The following is a 19,719-nucleotide window of genomic DNA, read 5'->3' as shown; positions in this document are numbered from 1 at the left end:
TCCACTGCGAGAGGCCGCTGCCGGGGAACGGCTGGATGATGAAACGGGACATGGCTGCACGTGTGCTGGCGACGACCGGCCTGCGCCGCATGCTCGCCGCGGCGCTGCCGCGCGACGGAGTGCTGGTGCTGAACTACCACCGCGTGGGCGACAGCAGCCGTTCGCGCTACGACCGCGCGCTGTGGAGCGCGAGCGCCGAAGGCTTCGACGCCCAGGTGGGCTTCCTGAAGTCGCACTGCGACGTGATCGCCCTCGACGACGTCCCGGCCGCGCTGCACCGGCGCGGTCGCCACGTCGCCATCACCTTCGACGACGGCTACCGCGACAACCACGACATCGCGTTCCCGGTGCTGCGCCGGCACGGCGTCCCGGCGGCGTTCTTCATCGCCACCGGCTTCATCGACCGCCGCCTGCTGCCGTGGTGGGACGCGATCGCGATGCAGGTGCGCGAGACCAGCCCGCGCACGCTCGACCTGGCGCCCTGGCTGCCGGCGCCGCTGGTGCTGGGCGACGACCGCGAGGCCCCCATCCGCAGCGTGCTGGCGGCGTACAAGGCGCTGCCCTTCGACGAGACCCCGCCCTTCCTCGCCAGGCTCACGGCCGCGACCGGGATTGAAGCGCCGGAGCACGTGGACGAGGAATGGATGGACTGGAACATGATCCGGGCGCTGGCGCGCGGGGGCATGACCATCGGCGGGCACACGGTGAACCACCCCATCCTTTCCAGCCTGCCCGCCGATGCACAGCGTGCCGAGATCCAGGGCTGCGCCGCGCGCCTGCGCGAGGAGCTTGGCATCGCCATGGCCCACTTCGCCTATCCGGTTGGCGGCCGCGAGGCGTTCAACGAGGACACCCGGCGCCTGCTCGGCGAGGCCGGCGTGCGCCAGGCCTATTCCTTCTACGGCGGCATCGCGCGCGCTGGCGCCGATCCTCTCGACCTGCAGCGGATCGCGGTGGACTGCGGCATCGGCCGCGACCTGTTCCAGGCCATGGTGGAGTTGCCCCAGCTGTTCTGCAGGCTTGCCGCATGAGCCGGAGCGGCGCCGGCGTCGACTTCGCCCGGCTGTACGCCGAGCTCGGCGTGTCGCCGGAAGCGGGCCTGGACGCCTTCAGGAGGGCCTATCGCCGCCGCGTCGCGGAGCTGCACCCCGACCGGCCGGCCAGGGCTCCGCACGATCCCGCGCTGCTGGTGATGCTCAACCGGGGCTACGAATCGGTGCTCGCCTTCCACCGCGGCCACGGACGGATCCCCGGGCAGCCCGTCGCGTCGGGCCGGGAGGGGGCCCGCGCGCGCGCGCCGTCGGCGCCGGGCACCGTCGTGGTGCGCGGGGAGGCCGTCCCGCGCAGGACCCCGCGGATCCGCGTGCTCCTGCTGCCGGTGCTGCTGGTGATCGCAGCGATCTGGCACTGGCTGCCCGAGGGCCCGGCACCCACCGCCACCGCGGGGCTCGCGCCCGCGGCGCAGCTTCGTGCATCCGCCGCCGGACCCGCGCGGATCCAGCTCGGCATGGACCGCGCCACCGTCGCGAGACTGCTGGGCGAACCGGTCGCACGCGACGACGCCGACGCACGCTGGATCTACGGACCATCCTGGCTGCGATTCGAATGTGGCCGGCTGGCCGACTGGTACGGTTCGCGCCTGCGCCCGCTCGGCCATGCCCCGCACCGCCCCACCGCCGCCGAACGTGCACGGCATCCGCCGGGACCCGCCTGCCCCGAGGCGCTGCACCCGCTCGGCAAGCGCACCCACGGAGAGGACTGAGCATGTGCGGACTGGCCGGTTACCTGGGGACGCCGCCAGCCTGCGCGGATGGCCGCGTGGTTCTCGCGGCGATGATCGGCGCCCTCGCCCACCGCGGGCCCGACGGCGTCGGCATCCACCTCGACCATGGCGTAGGCATGGCGCACGCACGCCTGTCGATCATCGACCTGGCCACCGGCGACCAGCCCATGTCCAGCCCCGACGGCAGGGTGTGGACGGTCTTCAACGGCGAGATCTTCAACTTCGTCGAACTGCGTGCCCGCCTCGAGGCCCAGGGCCACGTGTTCCGCACGCGCTCGGACACCGAAGTGATCGTCCACCTGTACCAGCGCCACGGCGACGCCTTCGTCGACCACCTCAACGGGCAGTTCGCGATCGCGCTCTGGGACGGCCTCCGGCGCAGGCTGGTGCTGGCTCGCGACCGCCTTGGCATCCGGCCGCTGTTCCACGCGCGCGCGCGCGGGACCTTCTGGTTCGCATCCGAGCCCGCGGCGCTGTTCGCGGCCCTGCCCGGTCACGCGCGGCTGGACCCGTTCGGCGTGGCGCAGGCCCTGGCCCTGTGGGCGCCGATGGACCCGGACACCGCCTGGCAGGACGTCGCCTCGCTGCCGCCGGGCCACATGCTGGTCCTCGAGGCCGACGGGCGCGAAACCGTGCGGCGTTACTGGGACTGGACCTTTCCCGATGTTTCCGCGCCCGCCCACCGGCCCTGGCGCGACATCGACCAGGCTGCCGGGGAACTGCGCGAGCGACTGGTCGACGCCGTGCGCCTGCAGCTGCGCGCCGACGTGCCGGTGGGCGCCTACCTGAGCGGCGGGCTTGATTCCTCGGGCATCGCCGCCCTGATCCGCACCGCCACGGATACGCCGCTGCGCACCTTCTCGGTCGCCTTCGCCGACCGCGAGTTCGACGAAAGCGTGCACCAGCAGGCCATGGTCCGGCACCTCGGCACCGACCACACCACGCTCGGAGTGGGCGCAGCCGACATCGGCGCGGCCTTCCAACGCTTCGTCGCCCACGCCGGCGCACCGGTGCTGCGCACCGCTGGCGTGCCGATGATGCTGCTGGCCGACGAGGTCAGGCGCCAGGGCTATCGCGTGGTGCTGACCGGCGAAGGTGCGGACGAAGTCTTCGCCGGCTACGACCTGTTCAAAGAGTCCAAGGTGCGCCGCTTCTGGGCGCGACAGCCGCACTCGTCCGTGCGGCCAAGGCTCCTCGGCCGCCTGTACGGCTACCTCGCCAACTCGCCCTCGTCGAACCCGGCGTTCGCGGCCGCCTTCTTCGGGCAGGGCATGGAACACATCGGGCGCCCCGTGTTCGCGCATGTGCCGCGCTGGACGACGTCATCGCGCGCGCTGGCCTTCCTGTCGCCGGACCTGCGCGCGGCGATGGCCGGCTTCGACCCGCTGGCGCTTGTCGAGTCGCGGCTGCCCGGGGCGATCCTGCGCTGGGCGCCGCTGGCCCGTGACCAGTACGTCGAGGCCAAGACCCTGCTCGCAGGCTACCTGCTGGCCAGCCAGGGCGACCGTGCGGCGATGGCCGCATCGATCGAGGGCCGCTACCCCTTCCTGGACCACACCCTGGTCGAATTCGCCAACCGGCTGCCCCCTCAATGGAAGCTGCACGGACTGTCGGAGAAACACATCCTGCGCAAGGCGCTCGCCGACCTGCTGCCGCCGGGGATCCTGCAACGCACCAAGCAGCCCTACCGCGCGCCCGACAGCCAGTGCTTTTTCGCCGGCGACAAGCCGCTGGACTACGTGGCCGAAGCCCTCGACCCCGACAACCTCCGCGCCACCGGCCTGTTCGACCCCTCCGCCACCGTGCGCCTGGTGGCCAAGGCCGCCGCCGGGCGTGCCACCGGATTCGCCGACAACCAGGCCTTCGTCGGCATCCTGTCCACGCAGCTGCTGGCGCTGCGCCACCATGGGCGGGCGGCGAGCGCGGTGAGTGAAGAGGATCTCGTGCAGACCGCCTGAGCCGCAGCACCGCGCGGCCGATGAACGTGCGGCCTGGGCCGCGGCCAGGTTGCGGCTCAGGCCGCTGCGATCCCCCGCCCCTCGGCCTCGGCCTGCAGTTCGCTGCGGCGGATCTTGCCGGTGCTGGTCCTGGGCAGCGCGTCCCGGAACTCCACCATGCGCGGCACCATGAACTCCTCGAGGTGCGCACGGCACCAGGCGATGACAGCGCGCGCATCGAGCACCGGATCGTCCACCACCAGCAGCGCCTTCAGCGCATGGCCGAGCACCGGATCGGGCACGCCCACCAGCGCCGCCTCGCGCACGCCGTGCATGGCGTAGAGCACGTTCTCGACTTCCTTGGGGCTGACCTTCTCGCCGCGCGACTTCAGGATGTCGTCCTTGCGGCCGACGAAGTACAGGAAGCCCTCGTCGTCCATGCGGAACAGGTCGCCGGTGTGCAGCACGCGCTCCCAGGGGTAACGGCCCGGTTTCAGGGCACGCGCGGTGGCCTCGGGATTGTTCCAGTAGCCCTGCATGACGTGGCCGCCGCGTACCACCAGCTCGCCCGTTTCGCCCGCCGGCAGCGGCCGGCCCGCGTCGTCGGCCACCCAGGCCTGGGTGCCGGGGATAGCGATGCCGACGCTGTCGGGGCGTCGGGCCAGCTCCGCCGGCGGCAGCCAGGTGCAACGCTTGGACTCGGTCATGCCGTACATCGAATACACCCGCGCCCGCGGGAACAGCTGCTGCAGGCGCAGGATGTGCGCCGGCGGGAGCGCGGCGGCGGTATTGGTGAGATAGCGCACGCCACGCGCCCAGGCCGGGTCGAAATTGGCCAGCTGCACGATCAGCGCCGCCATCGTCGGCACCAGGGGGAAGGCGGTGACGCCCTCGCGGGCCAGCAGCGGCAGCACCTTCTGCGGGAAGGCGAAGGACTTCTCCAGCACCAGGGTCGCGCCCAGCTTCACGCACATCAGCAGCTGGTAGAGGCCGTAGTCGAAGGCCAGCGGCAGCACGCTCAGCACCACGTCGTCGCTGCGCGCCTCCAGGTAGGTGGTGATGGACGTGGCCGCGAAGCACACGTTGGCGTGGGTCATCATCACGCCCTTGGGATTGCCGGTGGATCCCGAGGTGTAGACCAGCATCGCCAGGTCGGCGTCGATCCCCACCGAAGCCGGCAGCCTGCCGGGCTCGCCGGAGGCGAGGAAGTCCGCATAGCCCACCGGGCCGCCGTCCAGACCGTCGCCGTCCCCATCCACCACCACGATGCGGCGCAGGCCGGGGCTGCGCCCGGCGGCCGACATCGCCACCGGCAGCAGGCTGGCCTGGGTCAGCAGCACCGAGGCCCCGGAATCGCCGAGCACGAAGGCCAGCTTGTCGGCCTTGGTGGTCGGGTTGATGATCGAGAACACGCCGCCGGCGCGCAGGGTGCCGAACACGCCCACGGCGGCCTCGACCGAATTCTCGAGGAACACGACGCAGCGCTCGCCGTCGACCAGGCCAGCGCTGGCCAGGGCCGCGGCGAAGCGTTCGCTTTCGTCATGCAGCGCGGAATACTCCACGCGCCTGTCGCCGCGCACGATCGCCACCTTGGCGGGATGGGCCGCGGCCGCATCGGCCAGCCAGCGCTCGCAGCGCAGCGTCACCCTGCCGGCTCCAGCTCGACCTTGCGCGCGATGAAGCCGTCGATGGCGGCGATGCTGTCGAGGTTTTCGGGCACCACCTCGTCGTCGTCGACGATGAAGCCGAACTCCTGCTCCAGCCAGGTCACCAGCAGCAGCACGCCCATGGAGTCGATCACGCCCGACTCCAGCAGGCTGAGGCCGGCCGGCACCGGCTCGCCCTCGACCGCGGGCGGAAAGTTCTCGTCGATGAAGGCGCGGACACGGGCTTCGTACTGGCTCACTGTGGCATCCATGGAGGGGTTTGCAGGTACAACGCGAAATGCCGCCAGGCGCGGACGCGCGCTAGCGTGCGCCGCGCCCGAACAGCACCACCTCGACGGTCTGCAGCAGGATCATGAAGTCGAACACCAGACCGTGGTTCTTGACGTAGAACAGGTCGAACTTGAGCTTCTCGCGCGCGTCGTCGGCCGAGGCGCCGTAGGGATAGCGCAACTGCGCCCAGCCGGTCAGGCCCGGCTTCACCGAATGGCGCACGGCGTAGTAGCGGATCTCGTCGTTGAACTGGTCGACGAACTGCGGCCGCTCCGGGCGGGGTCCCACGAAGCTCATGTCGCCGGCCAGGACGTTGAACAGCTGCGGCAGCTCGTCGAGCCGGGTCTTGCGGATGAAGCGGCCGACCCGCGTGGTGCGGTCGTCGTGCTGGCTGGCCCACTGCGCCACGCCGTCCTTCTCGGCATCAGTGCGCATGCTGCGGAACTTCACCAGCTCGAAGCTGCGTCCGCCCTGCCCCACCCGTACCTGCCGGTACAGCACCGGGCCACCGCCCTCCAGCCGCACCGCCAGCGCCACCAGCAGCATCGCAGGCCAGCCCGCTGCCAGCAGCAGCAGCGCGGCCGCCAGGTCGAAGGCGCGCTTGCTGACCCTGCGCACGATCGAGTGGTCGAACCCGCCCGAGAACACCAGCGACGAAGGATCCACCACCTCGAGCTTGATCATGCCCGCCTCGCGCTCGAAGAACTGCGGCAGGTTGACCACCGAAACGCCGCGCTGGGCGCAGGCCAGGATCTCCTCCATGGGCAGTCCGCCGCGACGCTCGTCGGGCGCCACCACGATTTCCTGCACGCCGAGGCGGTGCACCAGCCCGGGAAGGTCACCCAGTGGATCGACCAGCAGGGGGCCGGCAACCACCACCTGCTGGTCCGGCACCGCCACGAAGCCCACGATCGCGAAGCTCTGCCGGTCGGCGCGACGGCGCATGCGGCGATTGATCAGGTCGGCATTGCCACCGGCCCCGTATACCAGCACGCGTCGCTTGTAGGCTTCACCACCCATCGCCCAGCGCGCCGCCATGCGCGCGCCGTAGACGGCCACGAAGCCAACCACCAGCGCGATCGCCATCAGGCCGCGCCCGAGGTACATGGCGGGCACCACGTAGAACACCACCAGGAGCGCGACGCCACCGAAGGCGAAGGCCACCAGCAGGCGCATCAGCAGCTCGCTGCGACTGAGCCGGATGTGCGGCTGGTACAGCCCGAAGGCGGCCATGGACAGCGTCACCACGCCCGCGACCAGCAGCGCCGGAAGCGGCCCGCGCGCCAGCAGCAGTTCACGCCCCGCCGCATCGTCGGGAAAGCGCAGCCAGATCGCCGCGACCACCGACAGCGCCAGCAGCAGCGACTCCGCCAGCCACAGCAACCGCACCATGCGGTCGGCCCGGCTCGGGAACGCAGCCATTACCGCAGCACTCCCACCGCCCCACCTCGTGCCATCTCGCGTTGAACAAGCCTGGTCCGCATCCCGATCCCCCCGTCTGCCAGCGCGGGCAGGTGCATCCCGCCCCGGTACTTCCGGAAAACTCGAACCACGGCCGAAAGCGGACAGACGGCGGATGTGGAAGGGCCCCGGCGTTTCCACCGGGGCCCTTGGTTGGCAGGCAGGCGCGCCGGCCTCAGCGTCGGCCGCGCATTCCCGGCGGGCGCGACGGCGGCCTCGGCGTGACGTCCTTGAGCCTCGGCGGCGGCCGCCCGGGAACGGGGGCGACGGGGATCTGAACCTCCTTGGGCGGCCGGGGCCCCGGTGACGGCGGCGGCGGCGGCGGAGGCGGGGGCGGAGGCGGAGGCGGAGGCGGCGGATCGCCCGAACCGGAGGCGAACTCGTCGGCGCCGATGTCGTACGCCGCACCACGCACCTCGCCGTCGATGTCGTCGCTCACCTGGGCCAGTGCGATGCCGCGATTGATCGCCGGACTGCCCGCGGGCAGGTGGCCGGTGGCGTCGACCGCGAAGTTCCCGGCGATGCTGTGGCTGTCCGAGTTCGTGGCCGCTCGCCACTGCGCCAGCGTGCCGTTGGCGAGATTGCTGCCGGGGCGCCCGTCGCGGAAGCGGCAGCCCGCCTGGAAGCCGTTGTAGTCGCTGCCAGGCGAGCCGCTCAGGCCCGACAGTCCGCCCAGCTCGCTGGAATAGCGGATGTCGATGCAGCGTCCGCCGTCCTGGATGACCAGGTTGTTGCGCAGCATCGGATTGACGTTGGCCGGGCGGCCCGCGTCCGGATCCCAGTCCTGGAACGTCACGCCGAAGTACAGCGGGGCGTGGCCCAGGCGGGCAGTGTCGATGATGGTGTTGTTGGCGACCACCGAATCGCGCGACGCGTACATGCCGATGCCCGAATAACCGGTGTTGCGCACCACGTTGTTGCGCACGGTGCCGCGGATCGCTTCGTAGTAGCCGGGGTTGAGCTGCAGGTCGAAGAACTCCGGGCTGGTGTCGAACCCGACCAGGATGCCCGCATCGCCGGTGTTTTCGATGTAGTTGCGCTGGATGACGACATCGGCGGCGCCACCCTTGAAATAGAGGCCGGTGGTGGCGGTGTCGTGGATGTAGCTGTCCTCGACCACCATGCCCGAACCATTGACGTTGTCGATGCCGTCGGCGTTCTTGTTCTCGGCCGGCGTGCCGGGGGGGTAGCCGGTGCCGGTGGTGTGGATCTCGACCCCGCGGATGGTGGCGTTGTCCGACTTCGGCGTGATCTTGATGCCGTCGCGGCCGGTGTGGTGGATCAGCAGGTCCTCCAGCACCACGTTGCGCGCGCCGTGGTCGCTCGATGGTCCGCCCTGGTACCAGTTGGTCTGCAGCATGACGCCGTAGTAGCCGCCGGTGATCTCGAAGCCGCTGACGCGGCTGCCGGAACCATTGGGATCGATGCGCACCGCGACGTTGCCGCCGGTCAGGTCGCTGCAGTGGATGCGGGGGCGCTCACCCGGTGCAGCGCGCAACACGAGGCGGTGGCGCAGGCGCACCTCGCATTCGTTGTAGGTGGCATTGCCCGCGGGACCGCGCACGGTGACCGTGTCGCCGGCCGAGGACACACTGCTCGACAGCGCGCGCTTGATGGTGCGGAAGGGCTTGCTCTGGGAACCGGTACCGGTGCTGTCGTTGCCGGCCGTGGAGACGAACCATTCGGCGGCGAGCCCGGGGGCGGAGGCGGTTGCGAGCAGGAAGGTGGCCGTGGCCAGAAGGCTGCGCTTTGGAAGAGGCCCGCGCGAAGGCTGTGAAGCGTAGGCGCCGACGCGGGGAAGCACGCGCGGGCCGGGATCAGTGGAGGGACATAATCGCATCGTGGAGGCTCCGGCATTGGCGACGGCGCCCCTGCCCGACGTCGCGGAATGAAATGGTTCCGGCGGCGCAAGGCCAGCGGAACGCCGGATGCTACCGGGGGCCGGCACGCACGCATCGTGCGAGCGATCACAATTTTCTCCGGAACCGTGGGCCCGTCAGCGCAGGCTCAGGAAGAAGCAGAACGGCCAACAGTTGCGGGACATGGCACGGATCTGGCACGCGCGCTGCGCGCGCCCCGGAACGCAAAAGGGCCAACAGGCGCGAAGCCGTTGACCCTTGTGCTTTTTCTATGGCGCGCCCGGAAGGATTCGAACCTCCGACCCCCAAGTTCGTAGTCGGTGCTTGGGAGTCGGCGTCTACCGGTTCCGGGTGGTTCCAGCCGAGATTAAACGGCAAAACCTTTCCAGGTCAAGGGTTTGGCGCACGCACTTCGCAGCCCGTTCTCTACCGGTTAGTCCCGGCCCGGAGGCCCATTGGCACAGAGTGGGCACGGGGCCCGGTAAAAACGAGACCTCCAAGTGTGTGGCACGGCACTCGCCAACAACCGCTGCTTGGGGGTCGCGACATTCGATCCAAAGCTCGAGTTCAATGCCCCTCGGCCAACTCGTCAGCGAGGACCTCCTCGATGGACTTGCCGGACACTTGTCCAGCCAGAGCCTTGCCGATTCGGCTGCCCAGCAGAATTTTCAGCTCTTCCCAAGCCTGATCGCCATCGGCATCGCCGTGGACCAATCTCTCCAGCGGATCGTACTCCATCCCCCTGCCCTCCATTGCGGCCATTGCCCCCAGGTCAACGTCGGGGTGCGCCCTGGATCCACCCCTCGCGAGGCTTCCAGCACCAGCTCCCATCATCATCCTCGATCAGAGGCAGCAGGAATCGCGCAAGGTCAGCGACCACCTCCGCCAGTTGCCCAGGCGCGGCCGCCATGCGCTCACGCGTCAGGAACGCCTGCCACTGCCCGCCCCAGGATTCCACATAAGCCTGGCTGAGCCCGGTCAGCTCCCCATCGGGAAGCGCTGTTTCACGCCGGTCGAAGGTCTGGCGAACGGCCTTGGCCAGCGGTGCCCTTTCCAGCTCGAACGTCTCAGCGATCAGCCACAGATCGTAGTAGTCCTTCAAGCGGCTGTTGGCGATGCCAAGGGTGACAACGGCGTGGAGCTTCTCAGCGACCACGGTCTCGACCGGGTACGCCCTCAGATGTGGGGCGGGCGCATCAAGCAGCACCGGGTAGTCGATCTCGACCGGGCCCGGGGTGATTGCATCGCCAAAACCCACGTCCACCTGGATCGGAACACGTGCACCGCCAATCGTGGCCCGAGTGCGCACCCGCACTCCGCCGTACTCGATGCCCTCGCGGATCGACGCAGCTTCAAGTCCATGGAGATCGAACACCACGCCATCGTCATCGACCGCCAGGGCCAAGATCGCGCGGAATGCGTCGCCGATCGCCTCGGGCGTGTTCTCGCCGTAGCCAAGCAGGTCCAGGTCGCGCGTCGGTCGGAACGGCGCCTCCACCCATGTCACGAACAGCATCGCCCCCTTGAGGATGAACCGATTCCGATGCTCCGACAGGCTCAGCCGGTACAGCAGCCTTTCCAGCGCATAGCGCGTCAGAAGGATCTGGAAATCCGTACGCTCGTCGCGGGAGCGTTGCAGCAGCCTGGCGCGCACGGAGGCTCCGATGTTCTTCAGGGGCTCACGCGCCATCGGCCACCGTCGCCTCGACATAGGGTTTCATGGTCGACCAGATTCTCGCCTTCGTGGCATGGCGCCACAGTTGGTCGCTCGTTGCCTTGCGCTGCCGTAGCCCCTCGCGCAGCCCTTCCAGCGCGACGTCGATCCCGATCTTGGCCCGGTAACGGAAGCAGTCGACGATGGTCCGTGACGGATCGGTGATCGGGACCTCGATGCCTTCGATGCGATGGCGCTCAACGCCTTCACTGAGGGCCACGGGGGTGAAGCGCACGAACCGGATGGGGGGATGGTCGATGCGTGGGCGCCACGCCGTGCGTTCGATCGCCATCCATACGGTTGACGGCATCTGCAGTGTCAGCCCGTGGAATTGCAGTGCCGATATCAGGCAGATCACGCCCTTGGGGACCAGCGTCGCGGCTTCAGCCAGAGCATGGCGGGCATCACTGGGACCATCGGCGAGTTGGTAAAGCCCCCGCGCCGGCCGCACCACGACGCCATCCCGGACAAGGCGCGACAGCGTCTCGGGGGAGATCCCATGGGCGGCAAAGTCCCTTGCCCGCAGCATGGAATGGCTGCCAAGCAGATCGAGTGCCTTTTCGCGCTGAGCCGTGGCCATAGATAGGGATGTGACGTTACCTCTGCTTTATTCGCATACTAGCATAGGTTTTATCACACAGATCGAGCTCTTCGGACGTGCCGCACCAGCAATGACGCCATTCTCCGGCTCGCCCCTGACCACAATGAGCTGAAAGAGATCGAGCTCATTGTCCGCTAGAAACTTTTTCATACATGGCATTTTCTATAGGCGGCCCATCAGTAGACGCCGCAATGCCTATCCCTACCCCGCCAATCCCATTCGCCCCAGTCTCGCCAGCGGTACACGCTGAAGTCAGGTCGAAAACGGCCGAGATAGCGCATCCACCCACGCCTCTCACCTTGGATCCTGCTCCAAGGTCTCCTGCCGCCGTCCTGTCCGGACGCACAGCGCCGGGAACTGGTACGCGCCTGGAGGGGTGACATGGATGGGGTAATCCCCCCGGCTGTTAGCTGACGCCAGAAGTGGAGTTTTCTCGTACCCTTTTCCGAGGAGGTTCCATGAAGAAGTCCCGCTTCACCGACAGCCAGATCATCGCCGTGCTCAAGCAGGCCGAGGCCGGCACGCCCGTGCCAGAGCTATGCCGCGAGCACGGCATCAGCTCGGCGACGTTCTACAAGTGGCGCAGCAAGTTCGGCGGCATGGAGGTGTCCATGGTCGCGCGCATGAAGGAGTTGGAGGAGGAGAACCGGCGTCTGAAGAAGATGTACGCCGAGGCCCAGCTCAGTACCGACCTGCTGAAGGAAGCGCTCGCAAAAAAATGGTGAGGCCATCTCAGCGGCGCGAGATGGCCCAATCAGCTGTCGCAGACGGGCGCACGAGCATCCGGCACGCCTGCCAGACCTTCGCTGTGAGCCAGACCTACTTCCGCTACCGGGCCAAGGCCAGCGAGGAGAACGCCCGGATCGCCGATTGGCTGGTCCGGTTGACCGCGGCCCATCGCGACTGGGGCTTTGGTCTGTGCTACCTGTACCTGCGCAACGTGCAGGGCTTTGGCTGGAACCACAAGCGGATCTATCGGATCTACCGCGAGCTGGAGTTGAACCTGAGGATCAAGCCGAAGAAGCGGCTGGTGCGCCAGAGGCCCGAGCCGCTGGCGGTGCCGGAGACGATCAACCAGGTCTGGTCGATGGACTTCATGCACGACCAGTTGGCCGATGGTCGCAGCTTCCGGTTGTTCAACGTGCTTGATGACTTCAACCGCGAGGGGCTGGGCATCGAGGTTGACCTGTCGCTCCCTTCGGCACGCGTGATCCGGTCGCTGGAGCAGATCATCGAGTGGCGTGGCAAGCCGGCCGTGATCCGCTGCGACAACGGCCCCGAGTACATCAGTGGTGCGCTCCTGGCCTGGGCGGAGCGACACGGCATCCGGATCGAGCACATCCAGCCGGGCAAGCCGCAGCAGAACGCCTACGTCGAACGCTACAACCGCACCGTCCGCTACGCCTGGCTGGCCCGAACCCTGTTCGACACCATCGAGCAGGTGCAGGACAAGGCTACGCGCTGGCTCCGGACGTACAACCACGAGCGCCCCAACATGGCGCTCGGCGGCATCACGCCAGCCATGAAGCTTGCGATGGCCGCGTAACTCCACTTCTGGCGACCGCTAAAAGCGGGGGGATTACCCAAGCACAAGATTGCAAGTCAAGCCAGTCCATCACCCGTTTAAGTCTTCCAGGAACTCGGACGCGGGCGAGACGGCCGACACGTGCAACTGATCCCTGGCGCGCGTGCAGGCCACGTAGAGCAAGTGCCGCTCTGTTTCATAGATCTCGCTCAGCTCAACCTCGTCCGCCGCCGAGCCGATCCGCGCCTGGGAAGGAACGATCTCGTCGTCACAGGCCATGACCGCCACCACGCGGAACTCCATGCCCTTGGCCAGATGCATCGTCGTGATGCTGACGAATCCTTCCTCGGTGGCCATCTCCTTCCCAAGCACTCGTCCGTGAAGCCCTGCCGCATCTACAGCCGCTCGTGCACGAGACAACTCCAACTCCGAACGCACGAAGACCGCAATCTCATGCGGATTGACGCCCTCGCCGCTGCGTTGCTGCAGCCATGCGCCAACCGCCTCGATCTCCTTCTCGGGCGAGGAATAGGCTTCAATGACCGGCACAGGGCCATTGAAAATGGAAACGGTCCCCTTCCGGCTCTCCAGGTTGCCGTCCACGTCGGAGACCTCCGGCCCAAGCAGCCGATCGGCCTGTGAGCGGATCTGGTGCGAAGTGCGGTAGTTGATATTCAGCGTGCGGGATCGACCCCGTATGTCCACGCCCAACGACTTCCAAGAGAACGGCTGCTGGAAGATGCGCTGCCCCAAGTCGCCGGCAAAGAACAGCGCGTTCGGCTTGCCGCCGGACATCGCCGCCAGAAAACGAAGCTGCTGGACACCAATGTCCTGTGCCTCATCCACCACGATGTAATCGAAGACCGGATGTTCGCGTCTGGACATGGCCTCCGCGAGTTGGCTGAACATCCCGGCCCTGGTGATCTTGCCCGATTGCTCCAGGTCCTGGCAGACCCTGGCGAACACCTGCCACAGCAGGGCGCGCTGTGCTTCCGGCAAGCGGGTCTTGCGACCGAGCCGCTTGATATCGCGGTACTCCTCCCAGCTCCCAACCTGCCAGGTATCCACGATGTCGTTCCATTCCGACTGCAGGAACGCCGGGCTTGCCTTCAGGCCATCCACTCCGTTGGCCGCGGACGTCAGGAGCCCGGACACTTCATCCTGACTTGCGAATACTGGCTTGCCAAATTCCGCCGAGTACAGCTTGATACCGATCGCATCCATTGCCCGGACATCGACACGCTCGGCAAGCCTCGGCGTGTTCCAGACCAGGCGGAACAGCTGCGTCCTCAGCACGGCGGCAAGCGGGTCCGAAAACGTGGTGAGAAGGACTCGCGCATCTTCATCCCGGGCGGCCAGTTGCACAGCCCGATGCAGCGCTACCACGGTCTTGCCGGTCCCGGCAGACCCGGAGACGCGGGCAGGACCGCTATAGTCGCGCTCCACCATCTGACGCTGCGATGGGTGCAGGAACACCGTCCATTTGTCCCATGGGAACTCCAGCGCCCGTGCCAGCTCATCCACGTCAGCCATGACCCGGAAGCGGCGCTGTGCATCCGGATGCTGGAAGGGATCTTGCTTCGTGCCGACAGACTGCGGCACAACCGGTGTGCCGCCGGTCGCCAGTTCAAGCAGCGCCTCGGCGGCCTCGGCCGGCAGGTGGTCAACCAGGTCAAGCAGGCGATCTTCATCGGCTGTCCGCACGTCGGCCAGCCATTCCGGCGGCACGCCGTAGGCCAGCAGCTGTCCCTCGTCGTACGCCCCGAACAACGCCGCCGGCAGCGGAGCGGCCGCCTGCACGTACTGGGGAATGGCGATCTCCTGCACCCGCTCCCGGATTTCCACCAGCTGCGCCGCGCCGGTGGTCGGGTGGGTTTCCAGCTTCCGGCGCTCGGCCCACTGGTAGGCCTTGTCGTGGTGGTCGACATAGCACAGCAGCAGGCTGCCGGCAGTCCTGTGAACGATCAGTCGGATGTCGCGGCTGACGCGCACCGACCAGAAGTTCGGGTCCCTGGCACGGTCGAGCTTGTGGAAACTCAAGCCGTTGCCGGCAGGATCCATCTGCAGGTCGAAGGCGGTGGTCTTGGCGACCTTCTGTTCGTCGCCGCTGAGGCGGGCGAGGCTGGCAGTGAAGGTGTCGGCGATCCGGAAGTTCATAGGGCTACAACTGGTCCTTGTCGATATAGTTGTCCCGCCATCCTGGCGAACCGGCGGCATCGATCGGCGACATGGGCTCGGTTTCCACCACCCATGCCGGGTCCAGCCAAGCGAGTCCGTACGCCACTGACAGGCGGTCGTAGTCACCAGCGACCCCAGGAACGTCAAGGTCTTCCGGAACGGGTAGCGGCGTACCGGTTGCAGAAACTCCAAAGTTTCTGCTCGGACGTTCTAGACGCTGTTTGAGTTGTGCGTAGTAGCGCATCCTCGATCCGCCGCCACAGAGATAGAACGGCACATCCACCAGCTGCTGCTGCGGAGCCTGATTGTCGCGCACCGCGCGTATGAACGTGTCCGCAACGACCTGCCTCTCCACCCCCCTGAAGAAGTCGTCATCAGGCGAACCCACGGAGCTTCCATTGACGGCAATGCCATCGAAATAATCTCTGAAATCCTCTGGGATTCTCAAGTCATGATCCGTAACCTCCATGGAATCATCGAGTTCCCGGATCAGGGTCGGCTCCACCTCGGCCTCCTGTAACACCTTCATCCACCAACGGCCCCGATGGCGATGCAGGTTGCTTACGCCGTTGTGCTCGACCGTCGACGTATAGAACGAGAAAGCGTGTCGCCTTCCCTTCTCCTCCTTCACATGAAACAGCGATGCATCGACCGTTCCCGATCCAATGTCCGCCATCAGGTAGATGTTGCGCCCCAGTCGATCGAAGCTGTCCGAAACGACAAAGCCATAGATCTGGGCAGCGATCTCCGGCATGACTTGGACATCGACGTCCATGGAATCGCCCCGCTCCTCGACTGCCCTTACCAACGCCCGATCGATCGTCGACCGATTAACAGGCCCGTCATCACCGGCGACGTACCAGGACGCGAGCGCAACGTACCTGAATCGATCGGACAGTCGACGATCCAGGTTCTGGCGCGTCGGAAGCCCGATCGTCAACCGCCAAACGATACTCGAACCGAGATAGACATCGCGATGCGCCTGGAACAGCCAGCCCCGTGCCCGGCGGATGGCCAACGCCAGGAACGCCACGACTCTGCGCTCGCCGTTGTCACCCTTGCTTCCGTCAATGAAGGACAGCTTGAGATCACGATGCACGATCGGGCCGTCAACCAGGGAGTACGTACCGTCCGTCTCATACACGCGTGACGCCAGCAGGTACCTCTCGATGTCGACGCCTTCATGGAAGGGGATGGCGAACGACTTCCCCGCAGCTGCGTCGCCAATGATGATCTTGCTGCATGACGTCCCAAAGTCCAGCCCCAACGTCAGTTCACGCTGCGGGACTGCGTGATCGGAAACCTGCAGTCGCTTCCCAGCATCTTCCACGGAAACGGCTAGCAACGGCGCTCGTCTGCGCGCGGACCTTACCCGGAATACTGGATCCTTGGAGACAGTAACGCTCCTGCTTGGTAGTTCCGCAACCTCTCCGTCAGCAGCAGGCACCGCCTGCGGAGCAACGCTCGCAATCGGAAGGATTGCCTGCTCGGAATTCGCCCTCGTAAGTGCAAGCTGCTTCTTCTCGTCCCCTGCCGCCTTCCGATGAAGTGCCCTTTCCCACGCATCCCTTATTGCACTAAACACATCCCACCCCCCCGATAGGAATATCAGACCACGCGAATTACCCCCGCCGAGACCGGGCTTTCCTCTGCCTTCACGCTGCCCTTGAGCCTGAGCTCTTCCATTCTCGCCAGTAGCCGCTTTTTCTCCTTCTCGAAGCGGCTGCGCGCGGCGTTGATTCGACCTACTCTTCCCCTGTCATTGGCCGCGGCATGGCGTTCGATCTGATTCTCGGTCTTCCGCCTGCTGTTCTCGATCTTGCGTTCTAGCGCACCCACCATCTGCTTTATCCGGTCGGTGTTCTCGCGCTCGTGGTAGGCCACATAATCATTGAACGCACTTTCGAGTTCTTCGAGACACAAGCTCTGGTAGTCGGCTGCGATGGCCCCGTCCACGACGGTTTTCGCGCCGAGCCAGTCGCGTCCCTTCAGCGCAGCCGCATTGACCAGTCGCTCCGCCTGCTCCCCTTCAAGGACCATCGTTTGGTCAAGTCCACGGGCACGGTACTCCAACCGCTCAATGTCCCTGGATCCAGATATGGTCCATCGCGCCACCACGTATACGTAGATACCCCGCGGAACGTCCGTATCCACATTCGTTTGGAGCTCAACGGCAGAGACCGGGTGATACACCGACCCGTCTCCGGAAGCCCGCAGCCCTTGGGCGACGAAACGAACCAGTGGGTGGTCCTGGGTCACGCGCTCTACCCCCGGTATGGCCCTGCCAACACGGTTCTCGAACAGCAGCAATGGCGCATTCAGGGCTGTCACCGCGCTTCGGACAGACAGGCGGCTTCCAATTTGAAAGGTTTCGACATCCATCCTTGCCTGTGTCGAAAGCTCCACCCGCACAAGGTTCGCGTCGCTGCCTTCAGAATGGAGTCGCGTGCCCGGGTACTGGCGCTGGAAGTAGTCCTTGACGTAGTTGTACAGATCATCGCCCTGGATGTACCGGCCAAGCTCGTTGGCAGCGCGCGCCTTGTTCTGGATGAACTCGCCATGGGCGATCAGGTTAGTCGCCTCCTCCTCCAGCAGCTTCTGCTGGCGATTCACGTTGGCGATGGCGACCTGCGTTCGATCGATCAGCTCCACCTCCCGGTCTGCCGAAAGATGGTGGGACATCAGCTCGTAGGCAAGGTCCCTGATCTGTTCGCCAAGAATGGCCTCCATGCTTCCCAGCGCATTGCGGAAAATATCAAGGCGATCCAGAAGTCGATCGTGCACCCGCTCGTCTACCGTTCCCTCGTACAGCAGGTTCCAGATCAGGATCTGGGGTTCCTCCTGCCCGATTCGGTCAATGCGGCCGATGCGCTGTTCGATCTTGGCCGGGTTCCATGGCAAGTCGTAGTTGACCAGCAGGCTGGAGAACTGGAGATCGACGCCTTCGGCTGCAACCTCGGTCGACAGCAGGATCCTGGCGCCCTGGCTCGACTCGAACTGCCTCAGAGCTTCATCCTTGTCGACTCCGCCGTGGACGATGATGGAGTCGATGCTGGATTGTTTCAGTCGTTCGGCCAAGTAGTACAGGGTGTTCTTGTAGAACGAGAACAGGACGACCTTCTTGCCAGGATTCCGCTCCCAGTAGGCCACCAGGTTCTTCAGCAGAATCTGGAACTTGCTGTCGTTATCGCGCAACGCCTGGAAGTCTCCGACTGACTTGGCGATTCGGACCAGTTGGCTGAGCAAGGGACCCAACCCCGACTCACCATCGTCGAACTCCATCGCGTCGAGCTCGTACAGCAACTCCTCGTCGGTCTCCGCCGCACCCTTCCCGAGCTTGTCCTGCCAGCCCTTGCAGGCAGCCGCCATGCTGCTGGCCATCTGCCGCTGCGGGATCGTCAACATGAAGCCTTCTGAAATCCGCAGGTCCTCGCAGAAGCTGCGCACGCTCTCGGTCACCCGGGCATAGAACTCAGCCTCCACCGGGGACATGACGGCCTTGATGACATGCGGGAGGCGCTGCACCCGTAGCTCCTGAACATCCCGTTTGAGTGTTCGAGAGACGACTTTCGATAGCGGATTCACCCGATCCAGACGATCTGCCAATTCGGACCGAAACTCCGGGCTGGCCAGGTCCGTATCGGAAGGAGGATTCCGAAGGAGGTACTCGAGCTGCGCGTTCGTGTCGAAAAACGGGTTGTCGAGCGTCCCCTGAACCGCCTCGACGAACGTCTCCTGGACGATCGTACCGGCCAGAACCGCATCCCGCAGACGCACGATCGGCGCATTGGCCTTCAATGAAATATCGAACAGGAAATCGAACGGGAACGCGTCTTCGTCCAGAAGGTGAACCAGGTTGAACAGATCACTATTGTTCAGTTGCACCGGCGTCGCCGAGAGCATGACCATGCCCTGCGTGACGGGTCGGAGCAGACGCCCAAACCTATTGCTTTGGGTTTCCCTGTTCCGCAGGTAATGGGCCTCGTCGATGATGACAAGGTCCAGCAGCGGCTCTTCGATCCCCTCTTCCAGCAGGAATCGGGCGAGCTTTGCAGCTGATCGCTGGGAGGGCGCTTCGTCGTCGTTCCAGCCGCGCGGCGGGCGCGCGCCCTGCTGGCTGACGATCAGGGCAAAGGCCTCTTGCGGCCTCGCTTTCGCCTTCCTCAGGTGATCAAGCAAACCTGCCGCATCCGTGATCTGCGCGCGCACGCCGAATCTGTCGTCCAGCTCACGCCTCCATTTGTCACAGAGCATGGCCGGACAGACCACGAGCAGCCTTCTGGCGTCCTCGCGGGCACGCAGCTCGGTCCAGATCAACCCGGCTTCGATGGTTTTGCCGAGACCGACTTCGTCGGCGATCAGCAGGCCATTGCTCGGAGAATCGAGGTACTGGAGCACCGGCTTGAACTGGTAGGCAAGAAACCTGGTGTTGGTCGTGTTCAGGCTGTAGATCAGGTTCGCCAGCTTTCCGCTGAGTCGGTAATGCGTGATCGCGCCGCGCAGATCCGAGGCCCGTCCAAAACTGCCGTTCCGCATCAGCTCATAGGGCCCTTGGGGGCCGCGCTCAACCTTTTCCAGGGAACCGAGCAGGATGAATTGCTCATCACCATTCAGAAAGTTGACCAGCACACGCTGTCGGTGGGGCGGCCCATCGGTTTCGTTACCGATGATGCCGATCCTACCCGGGTTGGCGATCAACCTGACCTTGTCACCTGGTTGCATGG

At 66.0% G+C, this 19,719-nt stretch carries 14 protein-coding genes; 4 read left to right on the top strand and 10 right to left on the bottom strand.

The window, feature by feature from the left end; translation table 11 throughout:
* Nucleotides 1–50: 50 nt before the first annotated feature.
* Genes IE168_RS01280 through asnB form a run of 3 tightly spaced genes read left to right on the top strand, consistent with a single transcriptional unit; the run spans nucleotide 51 to nucleotide 3,741 of the window.
* Nucleotides 51–1,031, top strand: coding sequence for a polysaccharide deacetylase family protein (locus tag IE168_RS01280; RefSeq protein WP_189494310.1), 981 nt, complete (start codon nucleotides 51–53; stop codon nucleotides 1,029–1,031).
* Nucleotides 1,028–1,762: a J domain-containing protein gene (locus IE168_RS01275; protein WP_189494308.1), complete on the top strand. Its 735-nt coding sequence runs from the start codon at nucleotides 1,028–1,030 to the stop codon at nucleotides 1,760–1,762. The genes IE168_RS01280 and IE168_RS01275 overlap by 4 nt, the downstream gene beginning before the upstream one ends.
* A 2-nt stretch (nucleotides 1,763–1,764) precedes the next feature.
* Nucleotides 1,765–3,741 (top strand): asparagine synthase (glutamine-hydrolyzing), encoded by a 1,977-nt coding sequence (asnB, locus tag IE168_RS01270; protein WP_189494306.1) that lies wholly within the window; start codon nucleotides 1,765–1,767, stop codon nucleotides 3,739–3,741.
* 56 nt (nucleotides 3,742–3,797) lie between these two features.
* On the opposite strand, the gene IE168_RS01265 is transcribed toward asnB, so the two are convergent.
* From IE168_RS01265 to IE168_RS01235, 7 genes are all read right to left on the bottom strand, one after another.
* The gene (locus IE168_RS01265; RefSeq protein WP_229822978.1) at nucleotides 3,798–5,366 is read right to left on the bottom strand and encodes a class I adenylate-forming enzyme family protein; all 1,569 of its coding nucleotides are present in this window, start codon (nucleotides 5,364–5,366) and stop codon (nucleotides 3,798–3,800) included.
* Nucleotides 5,363–5,638 (bottom strand): acyl carrier protein, encoded by a 276-nt coding sequence (locus tag IE168_RS01260; protein WP_189494304.1) that lies wholly within the window; start codon nucleotides 5,636–5,638, stop codon nucleotides 5,363–5,365. The genes IE168_RS01265 and IE168_RS01260 overlap by 4 nt, the downstream gene beginning before the upstream one ends.
* 49 nt (nucleotides 5,639–5,687) lie before the next feature.
* Nucleotides 5,688–7,079: a TIGR03013 family XrtA/PEP-CTERM system glycosyltransferase gene (locus tag IE168_RS01255; protein WP_189494302.1), complete on the bottom strand. Its 1,392-nt coding sequence runs from the start codon at nucleotides 7,077–7,079 to the stop codon at nucleotides 5,688–5,690.
* Nucleotides 7,080–7,293: 214 nt separating this feature from the next.
* The gene (locus tag IE168_RS01250; RefSeq protein WP_189494300.1) at nucleotides 7,294–8,958 is read right to left on the bottom strand and encodes a right-handed parallel beta-helix repeat-containing protein; all 1,665 of its coding nucleotides are present in this window, start codon (nucleotides 8,956–8,958) and stop codon (nucleotides 7,294–7,296) included.
* 586 nt (nucleotides 8,959–9,544) lie between these two features.
* Nucleotides 9,545–9,739: an antitoxin gene (locus IE168_RS01245; protein WP_308430326.1), complete on the bottom strand. Its 195-nt coding sequence runs from the start codon at nucleotides 9,737–9,739 to the stop codon at nucleotides 9,545–9,547.
* A gap of 10 nt (nucleotides 9,740–9,749) precedes the next feature.
* Nucleotides 9,750–10,667, bottom strand: coding sequence for a nucleotidyl transferase AbiEii/AbiGii toxin family protein (locus IE168_RS01240; RefSeq protein WP_189494298.1), 918 nt, complete (start codon nucleotides 10,665–10,667; stop codon nucleotides 9,750–9,752).
* Nucleotides 10,657–11,271, bottom strand: a complete 615-nt coding sequence (locus tag IE168_RS01235; protein WP_189494296.1) for a type IV toxin-antitoxin system AbiEi family antitoxin domain-containing protein — start codon at nucleotides 11,269–11,271, stop codon at nucleotides 10,657–10,659. The genes IE168_RS01240 and IE168_RS01235 overlap by 11 nt, the downstream gene beginning before the upstream one ends.
* A gap of 479 nt (nucleotides 11,272–11,750) precedes the next feature.
* On the opposite strand from IE168_RS01235, the gene IE168_RS01230 reads away from it, so the two are divergent.
* Nucleotides 11,751–12,838, top strand: a protein-coding gene (locus IE168_RS01230) for an IS3 family transposase (protein WP_189494294.1) whose coding sequence is annotated in 2 segments (ribosomal slippage) — nucleotides 11,751–12,003 and nucleotides 12,003–12,838 — 1,089 coding nt in all. Because the reading frame shifts where the segments join, the coding sequence is not laid out codon by codon here.
* A gap of 69 nt (nucleotides 12,839–12,907) precedes the next feature.
* Here IE168_RS01230 and IE168_RS01225 read toward each other — a convergent pair.
* The 3 genes from IE168_RS01225 to IE168_RS01215 form a co-directional block, all read right to left on the bottom strand.
* Nucleotides 12,908–14,974, bottom strand: a complete 2,067-nt coding sequence (locus IE168_RS01225; protein ID WP_189494292.1) for a 3'-5' exonuclease — start codon at nucleotides 14,972–14,974, stop codon at nucleotides 12,908–12,910.
* Nucleotides 14,975–14,978: 4 nt separating this feature from the next.
* Entirely contained in the window at nucleotides 14,979–16,340 is a 1,362-nt protein-coding gene (locus IE168_RS01220; protein WP_189494290.1) for an acetate and sugar kinases/Hsc70/actin family protein, read from the bottom strand.
* A 263-nt stretch (nucleotides 16,341–16,603) separates the two neighbouring features.
* Entirely contained in the window at nucleotides 16,604–19,717 is a 3,114-nt protein-coding gene (locus tag IE168_RS01215; RefSeq protein WP_189494288.1) for a helicase-related protein, read from the bottom strand.
* Between the last annotated feature and the right edge of the window lie 2 nt (nucleotides 19,718–19,719).

Source organism: Luteimonas padinae (assembly GCF_014652935.1).
Lineage (GTDB): Bacteria > Pseudomonadota > Gammaproteobacteria > Xanthomonadales > Xanthomonadaceae > Luteimonas > Luteimonas padinae.
Note: the sequence above shows the minus strand (reverse complement) of the source record. Positions and strands in the feature narration are given on the sequence as shown.

Bases quoted from the DNA above. Each gene is read 5' to 3' on its own strand.
- IE168_RS01225 (WP_189494292.1), bottom strand. From the start codon at position 14,974: ATGAACTTCCGGATCGCCGACACCTTCACTGCCAGCCTCGCCCGCCTC.
- IE168_RS01250 (WP_189494300.1), bottom strand. From the start codon at position 8,958: ATGCGATTATGTCCCTCCACTGATCCCGGCCCGCGCGTGCTTCCCCGC.
- IE168_RS01215 (WP_189494288.1), bottom strand. From the start codon at position 19,717: ATGCAACCAGGTGACAAGGTCAGGTTGATCGCCAACCCGGGTAGGATC.
- IE168_RS01235 (WP_189494296.1), bottom strand. From the start codon at position 11,271: ATGGCCACGGCTCAGCGCGAAAAGGCACTCGATCTGCTTGGCAGCCAT.
- IE168_RS01275 (WP_189494308.1), top strand. From the start codon at position 1,028: ATGAGCCGGAGCGGCGCCGGCGTCGACTTCGCCCGGCTGTACGCCGAG.
- IE168_RS01245 (WP_308430326.1), bottom strand. From the start codon at position 9,739: ATGGCCGCAATGGAGGGCAGGGGGATGGAGTACGATCCGCTGGAGAGA.
- IE168_RS01280 (WP_189494310.1), top strand. From the start codon at position 51: ATGGCTGCACGTGTGCTGGCGACGACCGGCCTGCGCCGCATGCTCGCC.
- IE168_RS01240 (WP_189494298.1), bottom strand. From the start codon at position 10,667: ATGGCGCGTGAGCCCCTGAAGAACATCGGAGCCTCCGTGCGCGCCAGG.
- asnB (WP_189494306.1), top strand. From the start codon at position 1,765: ATGTGCGGACTGGCCGGTTACCTGGGGACGCCGCCAGCCTGCGCGGAT.
- IE168_RS01255 (WP_189494302.1), bottom strand. From the start codon at position 7,079: ATGGCTGCGTTCCCGAGCCGGGCCGACCGCATGGTGCGGTTGCTGTGG.
- IE168_RS01260 (WP_189494304.1), bottom strand. From the start codon at position 5,638: ATGGATGCCACAGTGAGCCAGTACGAAGCCCGTGTCCGCGCCTTCATC.